This window comes from Microtetraspora sp. AC03309, from assembly GCF_020826795.1.
GTDB classification, from domain to species: Bacteria; Actinomycetota; Actinomycetes; order Streptosporangiales; family Streptosporangiaceae; genus Microtetraspora; species Microtetraspora glauca.
In genome coordinates this window covers 19,759-32,332 of the sequence record NZ_JADDIL010000092.1, presented here as the reverse complement: position 1 = coordinate 32,332, position 12,574 = coordinate 19,759, and the positions used below count along the sequence as shown (strand labels likewise).

The 12,574-nt window shown below is 70.4% G+C and carries 10 protein-coding genes; 9 read left to right on the top strand and 1 reads right to left on the bottom strand.

The annotated features are described in order from the left end of the window. Positions 1-342 precede the first annotated feature (342 nt). Positions 343-2,418 carry a glycosyl hydrolase family 28-related protein gene (locus tag IMZ11_RS36985; protein ID WP_228647247.1) on the top strand — a complete coding sequence of 692 codons (2,076 nt, stop codon included), beginning with the start codon at positions 343-345 and terminating at the stop codon, positions 2,416-2,418. A gap of 36 nt (positions 2,419-2,454) precedes the next feature. Here the strand turns inward: IMZ11_RS36985 and IMZ11_RS36980 are convergent, their stop codons facing one another. Further along, complete coding sequence (locus IMZ11_RS36980; RefSeq protein ID WP_228647245.1) at positions 2,455-3,945, bottom strand: aldehyde dehydrogenase family protein; 1,491 nt, start codon at positions 3,943-3,945, stop codon at positions 2,455-2,457. Positions 3,946-4,111: 166 nt separating this feature from the next. Between IMZ11_RS36980 and IMZ11_RS36975 the strand changes: the two genes are divergently transcribed. The 8 genes from IMZ11_RS36975 (at position 4,112) to IMZ11_RS36940 (ending at position 12,557) form a co-directional block, all read left to right on the top strand. Continuing rightward, the gene (locus IMZ11_RS36975) at positions 4,112-4,951 is read left to right on the top strand and encodes an IclR family transcriptional regulator (protein ID WP_228647243.1); all 840 of its coding nucleotides are present in this window, start codon (positions 4,112-4,114) and stop codon (positions 4,949-4,951) included. Between the two features lie 275 nt (positions 4,952-5,226). Then, a complete protein-coding gene (locus IMZ11_RS36970) occupies positions 5,227-6,534 on the top strand; it encodes an ABC transporter substrate-binding protein (protein WP_228647241.1) in 1,308 nt (435 codons plus the stop codon). Further along, positions 6,534-7,460: an ABC transporter ATP-binding protein gene (locus tag IMZ11_RS36965; RefSeq protein ID WP_228647239.1), complete on the top strand. Its 927-nt coding sequence runs from the start codon at positions 6,534-6,536 to the stop codon at positions 7,458-7,460. The genes IMZ11_RS36970 and IMZ11_RS36965 overlap by 1 nt, the downstream gene beginning before the upstream one ends. After that, a complete protein-coding gene (locus IMZ11_RS36960; protein WP_228647237.1) occupies positions 7,457-8,200 on the top strand; it encodes an ABC transporter ATP-binding protein in 744 nt (247 codons plus the stop codon). Before IMZ11_RS36965 ends, IMZ11_RS36960 begins: the two co-directional genes overlap by 4 nt. Beyond that, on the top strand, positions 8,197-9,063 hold the full coding sequence (locus IMZ11_RS36955) for a branched-chain amino acid ABC transporter permease (RefSeq protein WP_061261417.1): 867 nt from the start codon (positions 8,197-8,199) through the stop codon (positions 9,061-9,063). Before IMZ11_RS36960 ends, IMZ11_RS36955 begins: the two co-directional genes overlap by 4 nt. Then, positions 9,060-10,100, top strand: coding sequence for a branched-chain amino acid ABC transporter permease (locus IMZ11_RS36950; RefSeq protein ID WP_228647235.1), 1,041 nt, complete (start codon positions 9,060-9,062; stop codon positions 10,098-10,100). The genes IMZ11_RS36955 and IMZ11_RS36950 overlap by 4 nt, the downstream gene beginning before the upstream one ends. After that, on the top strand, positions 10,084-11,445 hold the full coding sequence (locus tag IMZ11_RS36945) for an amidase (RefSeq protein WP_228647233.1): 1,362 nt from the start codon (positions 10,084-10,086) through the stop codon (positions 11,443-11,445). Before IMZ11_RS36950 ends, IMZ11_RS36945 begins: the two co-directional genes overlap by 17 nt. Further along, entirely contained in the window at positions 11,442-12,557 is a 1,116-nt protein-coding gene (locus IMZ11_RS36940; protein WP_228647231.1) for an NAD(P)-dependent alcohol dehydrogenase, read from the top strand. The genes IMZ11_RS36945 and IMZ11_RS36940 overlap by 4 nt, the downstream gene beginning before the upstream one ends. Positions 12,558-12,574 lie beyond the last annotated feature (17 nt).

The following is a 12,574-nucleotide window of genomic DNA, read 5'->3' as shown; positions in this document are numbered from 1 at the left end:
GGGGGAGATCCGGGGGCGGGGAGCGGGCCTCCTCTCCTGACACCGGCGTGAGCGGACACCGTCCGGATGGTCGTGGCGGTGTCCGACAGGGTGTGGCCGAGTCGGCGCTCCGTGTCCGGTTCGCGTCGTGGCCGGTCGTGCGTTGCGAACTTTTGCGGCGGCTTACGGAAGTGGCCGCAAGAATCCGTACTCCAACCGCAAGCGAACGGCACGTCTACGTAACTCCTTCACAAAACCTTGTGGGGCGTAGTGCGGGGGACTTACTGTCACCTCACCCTCAGGGCGTCCGCTCCGCCCTGAGCGCGTTTTCAGGTGTTCACCCCCCACAGAAACGAGCATTCGATGTCACGGAGCATCACAGGAGGTTCGGCTTCAGCGAGATGGTCCGGCGGGCCGTCGCGCAGGGCCGCGGTGGCGGTCGCGACGGTGACCGCGATCGCCGTCGGTCTCGGCGTCGCGCTCGGCGGTACGGCCCTCGCCGACAAGGGCGCGGCCGGCGCTTCGCCTCCCGTGGTGACCCGCGCCGCGATCGACCCGTCGCTCGTCACGGGCCGGGGCGCCGATGTCGGCTTCGTCGAGCAGGAGGCGGAGGACGCCACGACGAACGGCACGATCATCGGCCCGGACCGTACCGCGTACACGCCGGCCGCGGAGGCGTCCGGCCGCAAGGCGGTCACGCTGGCACCGGGACAGTACGTCGAGTTCACGCTGCCGAAGGCGGCCAACGCGATCACCGTGCGGTACAGCGTCCCGGACGCACCGGGCGGGGGCGGCATCACCGCGCCGCTCGACGTCACGGTGAACGGCAGGAGCCGGTCCACCATGACCCTCACGTCGCGGTACGCGTGGCTGTACAACCAGTATCCGTTCACGAACGACCCGAACGCCGATCTGCTGCACCCCGACTGGTGGATCACCGAGTGCTCCTGCGTGCCGGCGGCCACGACCCCCGCCCCGGCGATCACGAAGCCGTTCCGCCCGAACCACTTCTACGACGAGCAGCGCCTCCTGCTCGGCAGGACGTACCGCGCGGGTGACCAGGTGCGGCTCACGGTGCCCGCCGGGAGCAACGCCGCCTGGACGGTCATCGACCTGCTCGACTCGGAGCTCGTCGGCCCGCCCCACGTCAGGGTCGTCGCGGCGAACGTGCTGGCGTTCGGCGCCGACCCGCTCGGCCGGCGCGACTCCGCCGACGCCTTCGACAAGGCGATCGCCTTCGCGAAGCGTCAGCACCTCAGGGTCTACATCCCGCCGGGCACCTACCAGGCGAACCGCCACATCGTCGTCGACGACGTGACGATCGAGGGCGCCGGCAACTGGTACACGATCGTCAGGGGCCGCGAGGTCACGCTCGGCACCCCCGCTCCCGACGGCTCCGTGCACACCGGCGTCGGCTTCTACGGCAAGGACGCCTCAGCCGGGGGCAGCAGGAACGTCCACCTGTCCGGCTTCGCGATCGAGGGCGACGTCCGCGAGCGCGTCGACACCGACCAGGTGAACGGAATCGGCGGGGCGATGAGCGACTCGACCATCGACGGCCTGCACATCCGGCACACCAAGGTGGGCATGTGGTTCGACGGGCCGATGACGAACCTGCGGATCACGAACAACGTCATCGTCGACCAGATCGCCGACGGCCTCAACTTCCACACCGGCGTCACGAACTCGGTCGTCTCGAACAACTTCATCCGCAACTCGGGTGACGACGGCCTCGCCATGTGGTCCGAGAAGACCGCCGACGCCGGCAACACGTTCGACCACAACACGGTGCAGACGCCGGTGCTCGCGAACGGCATCGCCATCTACGGCGGTACGGACAACACCGTCTCGAACAACCTCGTCGCCGACCCGATCCGTGAGGGCAGCGCCATCCACGTCGGGTCCCGCTTCGGAGCGAAGGCGTTCACCGGACACCTGCGGATCGCGAACAACACCACGGTCCGCGCCGGCACCTACGAGCTGAACTGGAACATCGGCCTGGGAGCCATCTGGTTCTACGCGCTCGAGAAGAACATCGACGCGGACATCCAGGTGGTCGGGGACCACTTCCTCGACAACACCCACAACGCGATCATGCTGGTCAGCGACTGGCCGGTGAAGGACCTGTACTCGATCACGAATGTCCACTTCAAGGACATCAGGGTCGACGGCACGGGCACCTCGGTGGTCAGCGCGCGCGTGAAGGGGGGCGCTTCCTTCGAGAACGTGGACGCGCGCAACGTCGGCGCGGTCGGCGTCAACAACTGCGGGTCGTTCAACTTCCCGCCCACCGGTTCGGAGTTCTCGCTGACGGACCTCGGCGGGAACGACGGCGGCGGCACCACCGGGCCCTGGCTCGCCCCGTGGGTCCTGCCGAACACCATCACCTGCGACGACCGTCCGCCGGTCGTCGCGCCGCCTGCCCCGTCCCCCTGGTGAGACTCCGCCAGGGCACGTACCGGCCGGGCCGTCGCGTCAGAAGGGGAACGTGCGGTCCTGGTCGCGTACGGTGACCCACTGGAGTTCGCAGAACTCCTCGGCGGCGAAGCCGAGCCCGAACCGCCCCCAGCCGCTGTCCTTGACACCGCCGAACGGCATGTGCGGCTCGTCGTTGACGGGTTGGTCGTTCACGTGGACGATGCCGGCGTCCAGCCCCGACGCCAGCCGCAGTCCGCGATGGGCGTCGCCCGTGATGATCGAGGCGGCCAGGCCGAGGTCCGACGCGTTCGCGCGGGTGACCGCCTCCTCGGCCGAGTCCACGGCCTCCACGATCACGACCGGGCCGAAGGTCTCGCCCTGCGCGATCTCGGCCTCGTCGGGGACGTCGGTGAGCACGGTGGCCGGGTAGCACGGTGGCGCGGGGACGCCACCGGCCAGAACGCGGGCGCCGAGCTCGACGGCCTCCTTGACGCGGCGATCCAGGAGAGCCAGGGCCCATTCGTTGATCACCGGACCGACGACGGTCGCCGGGTCCGACGGGTCGCCGGTCGGCAGGTTCGCCACCTTCGCGGCGAACCGCGCGTTGAACTCCTCGGCCAGCGGACGTTCGACATACACGCGTCTCGCGCACATGCACACCTGCCCCTGATGCATGAAGGCGCCATAGGCCGCGGCGTTCACGGCGTACTCGACGTCGGCGTCGCGCACGACGATGAGCGGGTTCTGGCCGCTGAGCTGGAGCACGACGCGCTTCAGGTGCCTCCCGGCCTTCTCGGCGAGACGCCGTCCCGTCGGCGTCGACCCGGTGAAGTTGATCCGCTTGACGAGGGGGCTCGCGAGCATCGTGTCGCCCACGACGCCGGCCTCGCCCGGCGCGTGGGTGACGACGTTGAACGTTCCCGGGGGCAGGCCGGCCTCCTGGAGGATCTCCGCCCAGAGGGCGCCGCCCGTGTAGGGGGATTCCTCCGAGGGTTTCAGCACGACCGTGTTCCCCAGGGCGAGTGGCCCGACGACGGCCCGGCCGGACAGGGTGAGGGAGGCGTTCCACGGCGCTATCGCCGCGACCACGCCCACCGGACGGCGGACGGCCATCGCCTGGGTACCCTCGACGTCCGACGGCAGCAGGTGCCCGGTCGGCTGGTAGGCCAGCTGGGCGGCCTGACGGAGCAGCTTCAGCGCGAAGCCGATCTGGACGTCGCCGAAGTGGCGACCGCACCCGGTCTCCGCGGCGAGGGCGCCGAGAACCTCGGTGCGGCGGCCTTCGAGGATGTCGGCCGCGCGCAGGAAGATCTGTTGCCGCCGCCAGGGCGGCGCGCCGGCCCAGCCGCCGAACGCCAGGTGAGCCGCGGTGATCGCCCGTTGCGTGTCCTCGCCGTCGCCGGCGGCGACCTCGCTGAGCACCTCGCCGGACCAGGGGGAGCGGTTCTGGTACGAGCGGCCGGAGTCGGAGGCCACCCAGTCGCCGCCGATGAAGTGTCCGATGTGCCTCTTCTGCCAGGCACTCCCGATGCGCTCCACTCGGGGCATATAGCTCGTTTCTCCTCGCTTGCAGTGGTTTGTACGGTTGCGCCGGCCAGGGGCAGCCCCGGGGGAAGGCCGTGGCGCCGTCCAGTCGAGAAGCGTTCACACGATCGGACCGGCGGTCAATGCACCGTTCGAGTAGTTAAAACGGTATGCCCGTATTCTGACGTTCGTGACCGTTGACAAGACGCCCCACCCCCGCGGTCGCGCGACGACCGAGACCTCCGCTTCCTTCTCCGTATCCCTGGAGCGCGGCCTGCGCATCCTGTCCGCCTTCAGCGGGAACCGCTCCGTGCTGGGGATCGCCGATCTGGCGCGGGCCGTCGGGCTCAACAAGAGCACGACGTACCGGTACGTCGCCACCCTGACCACGCTGGAGTACATCCAACAGGATCCGGACACCAAGAAGTACTTCCTCGGCCCCCGGGTGGTCGATCTCGGGTTCGCGGCGATCGACTCCATGGATCTCACGCGGGTCGCCGCCCCCTTGCTCCAGGCCCTAGCCGACGACACGGGGTTCACGGTCAGCATGGGACTGTGCGACGGGCCGGACGTCGTCTACGTGGACAGGAGGCGCAGCGGCCGGCGCAGTTCCCTCGCCATGGACCTCAACCTGCACGTCGGTTCCCGGCTGCCCGCCTACTGCACGTCCATGGGCAAGGTACTGCTGGCGTACAAGGACCCGGCGACGCTCCGCCAGATCCTCGACCGCACCGACATGGCACGCCGGGGACCCAAGACGATCACGAACCGCGAGCAGCTGATGACGGCCCTCGCCAAGGTGCGCCAAAGCGGTGTCGCGGCCAACGACGAGGAGCTCGCCCCGGGTCTGCGGTCGTTCGCGGCGCCGGTGCGGGACCGTTCGGGCGAGGTCGTCGCGGCGGTCAACGTCGCCGTCCATCTGACCGTCGCGCCGACCTCCATCGAGGCGCTGGCGGGACGTCTCGAACCGGGCCTCCGGCGGACGGCCGCCGAGATCTCGAGGCGCCTCGGATACCGGCCGCTGCCGTAGGTCGCGGCTGACAGATCAAGCCCTGCCGCGCACGGCCCACTCCCTGGCCGCGTTCGAAGAAAGTAAATCGCGTTCGAACTTCTGGAACACCCTGTTGCTCCCGTGTTAACGGGCCCGTACGGTCAGGTCCACTTCCCGGCACCGAGGGTCCGGTGCCGTTCCCGGCCACGAGGTGGCCGAGCGATCTCGGACGACTTACCCATCCCCTGAGCAACCCCGGTGTTCCGAAGGCGCGCGAAGCACGCCCATGGACACCGTCGACACAAGGAGTCTGCGTGAGCGACGCTTCCATGGGCGGCATGGACCGCCGTTCCTTCCTCAGCACGATCGGTCTCGGCGCCGCCGCCGTCGGCGGCACCTCCCTGCTGAGCGCCTGCGGTGGGCTGAAGGGGACGGGCACCTCGTCGTCCGACGTACTCAAGATCGGCTACGTCAGCCCCCAGACCGGTCCGCTGGCCGGCTTCGCCACCGCCGACAACTTCGTGGTCAAGCAGATCCAGGAGGCGATCAAGAACGGCTTCACCGCCGGCGGCAAGAAGCGCAGGATCGAGATCGTCGTCAAGGACACGCAGTCCAACCCGAACCGCGCCACCGAGGTCACCCGGCAGCTCATCAACAGCGACAAGGTGGACTTGATCGTCGGGTCTTCCACGCCCGACACCACCAACCCCGTCGCCGACCAGTGCGAGGCCAACAAGATCCCCAACGTCACCACGATCGCCCCGTGGGAGGCGTGGTTCCACGGCCGGGGCGGCAAGTCGGGTGAGGGCTTCACGTACACGACGCTGTTCTTCTTCGGCATGCAGGAGTTCGCCGACTGCTTCTTCCCGATGTGGGAGCGCATGGACGTCTCCAACAAGAACGTCGCGGCTCTGTGGCCCAACGACACCGACGCCAACGCGTTCCGCCAGGGCCTCGGCCCGATGATGGAGAAGTCCGGCTACCGCCCGATCGACGGCGGCGCCTACCAGGACGGCGCGACCGACTTCACCGCCCAGATCACGAAGTTCAAGGAGTCGGGCGCCGAGCTGTTCACCTGCACCCCGATCCCTCCGGACTTCCAGACCTTCTGGAAGCAGGCGCAGCAGCAGGGCTTCAAGCCCAAGCTGGCCACCGTCGCGAAGGTCATGCTGTTCCCGTCGGAGGCCGAGGCGCTCGGCTCGCTGGCCGACAACATCGCCACCGACTTCTGGTGGAGCCCGGCGCACCCCTACACGTCCGTCCTGGACGGGAAGACCGCCAAGCAGCTCGCCGACGACTTCGCCGCGTCCACGGGCAAGCAGTGGACCCAGGCCCTCGGCTCGGTGTACTCGCTGTTCGAGATCGCGATCCAGGCGTTCAAGGAGGCCGGTGACCCCAAGGACCGTGACGAGGTCGCCTCCAAGCTGCGCTCCATGAAGATCAACTGCATGAGCGGCAACCTGGACTTCACCGCGGGACCGGAGCCCGGCATCGCGATCCAGCACCCGGTCGGCGGCCAGTGGCGCAAGGGCGAGAAGTTCCCCTGGGACGTGGTGATCGTGGACAACACGCACAACAAGGCCGTCCCGATCGGCGGCGACCTCCTGCCCACCCACGCCTGATGGGCGAGCCACTGCTGCGCCTCGACGACATCACCAAGAGCTTCGGCAAGGTGACCGTCGCCAGGGACCTCACGCTCTCGGTCCGGCCGGGTGAGGCGCTCGGGATCGTGGGCCCGAACGGAGCCGGCAAGTCCAGCCTGTTCGCGATGATCTCCGGTGACCTCCGCCCGGACAGCGGTGCGGTGTGGTTCGAGGGGCGGGAGGTCACCGACGTCCCGCCCCACGCCCGGACACGCGCCGGCATCGGCCGTACCTACCAGGTGCCCCGGCCCTTCGAGCACCTGACCGTGTTCGAGAACGTGCTGGTGTGCGGCTACCAGGGAGCCGCGCTCAAGGGCAAGGAGGCATGGGCACACACCATGGGGGTGCTCGACCGCACCGGCCTGGCCGACCTCGCCAACACCCCCGCGGGGCGGCTCGCGCTGCTTCAGCGCAAGCGCCTCGAGGTGGCCCGCGCCCTGGGCACGGGCCCCCGGCTCCTTCTGCTGGACGAGGTCGCGGGCGGGCTGACCGAGCCGGAGGTGCTCGAACTCGTCGAGGTCGTGAAACACCTGCACGCCGAAGGCCTCGCCATCGTGTGGATCGAGCATGTCGTACATGCGCTGGTCAAGACCGTCGGACGGATGGTCTGCCTCGCCGGTGGCGACGTGATCGCGGATGACGAGCCGATGCGGGTGCTCGCCGACCCGAAGGTGCGCGAGCTCTACCTGGGCGGCGGTCCTGAGGCCGACATGGCCGATGACATGGCCGACGGCATGGCGGATGACAGGGCTGATGGCACGGCCGATGACAGAGCCGATGACAGAGCCGATGGCAGAGCCGATGGCAGAGCCGATGGCAGAGCCGATGGCAGAGCCGATGGCACGGCCGATGACAGGGCTGATGGCACGGCCGATGACAGGGCCGATGAGGAGACGACGTCATGACGCTGCTCTCCATCCGTGACCTCACCGTGCACCATGGGCAGCTCCGCGCGGTGGACGGTCTCAGCCTGGAGGTCGAGAAGGGCGAGGTCCTCGCGATCATCGGGGCCAACGGCGCGGGCAAGTCCACGCTGTTGCGCGCCCTGGCTGGGCTGAACCCCCCGACCTCGGGGACCGTTCACCTCGGCGGTCGCGACATCACCCGCCTCCCCGCCCACAAGCGGGTGTCCGAAGGAGTCGCCCTGGTGCCGGAGGGCCGGAGGCTGTTCCGGTCCCTCACGGTCGAGGAGAACCTGCTGACCGGCACCTACCGGAAGCGGCCCGGCCCCTGGACGGTCGCCCGCGTGCACGAACTGTTCCCGTGGATGGCCGACCGGCGCAGGCAGAACGCCTCGCAGCTGTCCGGCGGCGAGCAGCAGGCGGTGGCGATCGGCAGGGCGCTGCTGTCCAACCCCGACCTGCTGCTCATCGACGAGCTGTCCCTGGGCCTCGCGCCGGTGATCGTGCGCCGTATCTACGAGGTGCTCCCGGACATCGTCGGCACCGGCACCACCGCACTGATCGTCGAACAGGACGTCTCGCAGGCCATGCGGGTGGCGGATCGGGTGCACTGCCTGCTGGAAGGCCGGTCCGTACTCGAAGGACGGCCCGCGGACCTGACCGCCGAGCAGGTGGAGCACGCGTACTTCGGTATCGGAGCGGCGCTCCCGGCCGGGCAGGCAGGAGAGGGACAACTGACATGAACTGGCTCAACGCCGTCATCCAAGGGCTGATGCTCGGCGGCCTCTACGCGCTGTTCGCGACCGGTCTGTCGCTGATGTTCGGCGTCATGCGGATCGTCAACCTCGGGCACGGCGACCTCGCGGTGGTCGCGTCGTTCCTGGCTCTGGCCCTGATCAGCGGAACGGGGCTGCCTCTGTGGATCGTGCTGGTGGTGACCGTCCCGCTTTTCGCGGTGCTCGGCTACCTGACCCAGCGGGTGCTGCTGCAACGCAGCCTGTCCTCGGGGCCGCTGGCCACGCTGCTCGTCACGTTCGGCCTCTCCATCGTGCTGCAGAACGTGCTGCTGGAGATCTTCTCCGCCGACACGCGCACCTTGGACGGCGGCTCGTTCGCCACGGGCTCGTTCGAGCTCACCGGCTCGATCTCCGTCGGCTACCTCTCGCTGACGACGTTCCTGCTGGCCGTCGTCGTCCTGGTCGGCATCCAGATGTTCCTGTCGCGTACCGGCCTCGGGCGGATGCTGCGCGCGTCCTCCGACGATCGCGAGACCGCGAACCTGGTGGGCGCCGACAGCCGTCACATCTACGGCATCGCGACCGCCATCGCGTTCGCGACCGTGGCCCTCGCCGGCCTGATGTTCGGGATGCGCTCGTCGTTCGACCCGTCGATCGGCCCGTCGCGGCTGATCTTCGCCTTCGAGGCGGTCGTCATCGGCGGGCTCGGGTCCCCGTGGGGGACGCTGCTCGGCGGCATGGTCCTCGGCGTCACGCAGTCGGTGGGCGCGCAGATCGACCCCGCGCTGACCCTGCTCGCCGGACACCTCGTCTTCCTCGCCGTGCTGGCCTTCCGGCCGCAGGGCCTGATCGCAGGACGGACCGTATGACGATCTCCCAGACGCTGATCTCACGCGCGGCGGCGGCCGTGAACGTGAGCCGCTCGGCCCGGTCCTCGAAGCCGTCGGCCGTCGTCATGCTGGTCGCCGTCGTGGTCCTCATGGCGCTTCCGTTCCTGGTGTTCAGCAACGTCACCGACACGATGGTCAACCTCTTCGTGCTGATCGCGCTGGCGAGCATGTGGAACCTGCTCGCCGGGTTCGGCGGCCTGGTCTCGGTGGGCCAGCAGGCGTACATCGGCATCGGCGCCTACAGCGTCATCGCCCTGGCCGACCAGGGTGTCTCGCCGTTCCTCGCGGTCCCGCTCGCCGCGGTCACCTGCGTGATCTTCGCGCTGCCCACCTCGTGGCTGGCCTTCCGGCTGCGCGGCGACTACTTCGCCGTCGGGACCTGGGTGATCGCCGAGGTCTACCGGCTCCTGGTCGTACGCGTCGACAGTCTCGGCGGCGCCAGCGGCAAGGGCCTGGCCGGGCTCTCCGGCATCGACCAGACCTTCCGGGGGGCGCTGACCTACTGGATCGCGCTCGCGCTCGCGCTGGCGACGATCGCCGGGTGCTACCTGCTGCTGCGCGGGCGGCTCGGTCTCGCGCTCATGGCGGTGCGCGACGAGGAGACGGCCGCGAGTTCCGTCGGAATCGACGTACGGCGGGCCAAGCGCATGGTCTACCTCGTGTCCGCCGCCGGCTGCGGCGCGGCCGGCGGGGTGATCACGGTGAGTTCGCTCAGCGTCAACCCGGACGCCATCTTCAGCGTGCAGTGGTCGGCGTACATGATCTTCATCGTCGTGATCGGCGGCATCGGCTACATCGAGGGTCCGCTGCTCGGTGCGGTGATCTTCTTCGCGTTGCAGCAGCTGCTGGCCGACTACGGCTCGTGGTACCTGGTGCTCCTGGGCGCCGTCGGCATCGCCGCCGCGCTCTGGCTCCCGCGCGGGCTCTGGGGCCTGGTGCGCGATCGGACCGGACTGAGTCTGTTCCCCGTCGGCTACTTCGTCCGGGAGCGTGGTGCCGATGCCGCCTCACGTTGAGACGGCCGCGGCCGCCGCGGCCGCCATCGCCGCCGGTGAGCTGTCCCCCGTCGATCTGGCCGAGCGGATGCTGGCCACGATCGAGACCACCGAGCCGCACCTCCACGCGTACGCCACAGTGACGGCCGACGAGGCCCGCGCCCAGGCGGCCGGTCTCGCCGACGAGTTGGCCCGCGGCCTGCGGCGCGGCCCGCTGCACGGCATCCCCGTCGGGATCAAGGATCTGATCGACACGGCGGGCGTACGCACCGGCTACGGGTCGCCCAGGTTCACCGGCCACGTGCCTGCGCGGGACGCGAGCGCGGTGACCCGGCTGCGGGACGCGGGGGTCGTGGTCCTCGGCAAGCACACCACGCACGAGCTGGCGTGGGGAGGGCGCACGGACAGCGCGTTCTTCGGCCCCACCCACAACCCGTACCGCCGGGGCCGCATCCCCGGCGGCTCCTCCGGCGGATCGGCGGCCTCCGTCGTCGCCGGCAGCTCTCTGGGGGCGCTCGGGTCGGACACGGCCGGCAGCGTGCGCATCCCGGCCGCGCTCAGCGGCTGCGTCGGGTTCAAGCCGAGCCGCGGCCGCGTCCCGCTCGACGGGGTGCTGCCCCTCGCCCCGTCGCTGGACCACCTCGGCGTCCTGGCCCGCACCGTGGACGACGCCGCGCTGCTGATGACCGGGATCGCCGCGCCGGCGCCGGCCGACCCGCCCGCGGTCCTGCGGGTCGGCTGGCTCGGCGGCTGGTACGACGCGGTGCTCGCCCCGGAGGTGCGCGAGGCGCTCGCGGTCACCCGGGCCCGGATCGAGGACCACGGGGTGCGCGTGGAGGACGTCGTCATCCCCGGCGAGGAGCTGATGCCGCAGGCCGTGCTCGCCAGGATCCTCGGCGAGGCCGGTGCCTTCCACCGGTCCGCGTTCGAGCGGGACCCCGCCGGGTTCGGGCCGGACATCGCCGAGCTGATGCGGATGGCTCCGCCCGGCGACGAGGAGGTCGAGCGGCACGAGGCCGCGGTCCGCCGCCTCGTGGCCGCACTGCACCGGGCGCTCGCCTCGTACGACGTCCTGGCCGGCGCCACGGTGCCGGTGACGGCGCCCGCCATCGGCGCGATGACCCTCACCGTCGACGGACGGGAGTGGCCCGTCGAGCTGGTGCTGACCCGGCTCACCTCGCCGTTCAACGCCGCGGGGCTGCCCGCGGTCTCGGTGCCGGTGGCGCTGGCCGGCGGTCTGCCGGTCGGCCTGCAGCTCGCCGGCGCCGCCATGCGCGACGACGTCGTCCTCGACGCCGCCCGCCTGGTCGAGCGGCTGACCCCGCCGCTGCCGCGGCCCCCGATCCACGAAGGAGGAACCCGATGAGGGTGACCGCCGCGGTCGTCGACGAGCTCGACGGCCCGTTCCACATCGAGGAGCTCGACCTCGACGGGCCAGGACCGGGCGAGGCCCTGGTGAAGATCGTCGCCTCGGGGATCTGCCACACCGACGCGATCACGCGGCACGGGGACCTGCCGATGCCGTTCCCCGGCGTGCTGGGCCACGAGGGCGCGGGGGAGGTGGTGGCGGTGGGCGACGGGGTCACCGCCGTACGACCCGGTGACCACGTGGTCATCGGCTGGCCGTCGTGCGGCACCTGCCGCAACTGCCGGGACGGGGAGCCGCGTTACTGCGCCCGCCTCGGTGAGGCGCTCTGCGGGGGCGGGCGGCTGCTCGGCCCGCGTGCCGGAGAGACCGCGCTGCGCCGGCCCGACGGGTCACCGGTGCACAGCCACTTCTTCGGCCAGTCCTCGTTCTCGACGTACGCCCTCACCTGGGCCGAGGCGCTGGTCGTGGTCCCCCAGGACGCGCCTCTGGAGCTGCTCGGCCCGCTCGCCTGCGGCATCTCCACCGGGGCCGGGGCGGTGCTGAACACGCTCAAGCCCCGGCCCGGATCGAGTCTCGTGGTGTACGGCGTCGGCGCGGTCGGCCTGGCCGCGGTGATGGCCGCCCGGCTCTCCCCGGCCACGAGGATCATCGCCGTCGACCGGCACCCGGCCCGGCTCGCCCTGGCGGAGGAGTTCGGCGCCACCCACATCGTCAACGCCGACGAGGCCGATCCGGTGGCCGAGGTGCACCGGATCTGCGACGGCCCGGCCGACTACTCGCTGGAGTGCACCGGCGTCATCCCCGTCGTGCGCCAGGCGGCCGACAGCGTCGGGATGCTCGGAACCTGCGTGCTCATCGGCGGAGCACCGGCGGGCGCGGAGTTCAGCCTCGACCACCTGTCGACGCTGTGGGGCCGGCGGGTGATCGGCACGCTCGGCGGCAGCGGACGCAGCGAGACGCTCATCGGCACCCTCGTCGAGCTGCACCGGCAGGGACGGTTCCCGTTCGACCGGCTGGTCCGGTTCTACGACCTGGCCGACATCGACGAGGCGCTCGCGGCCAGCTACCGAGGCGACGTGCTGAAACCCGTTCTGCGCATGAGCCACTGAAGACTAGAGGAAAGGAC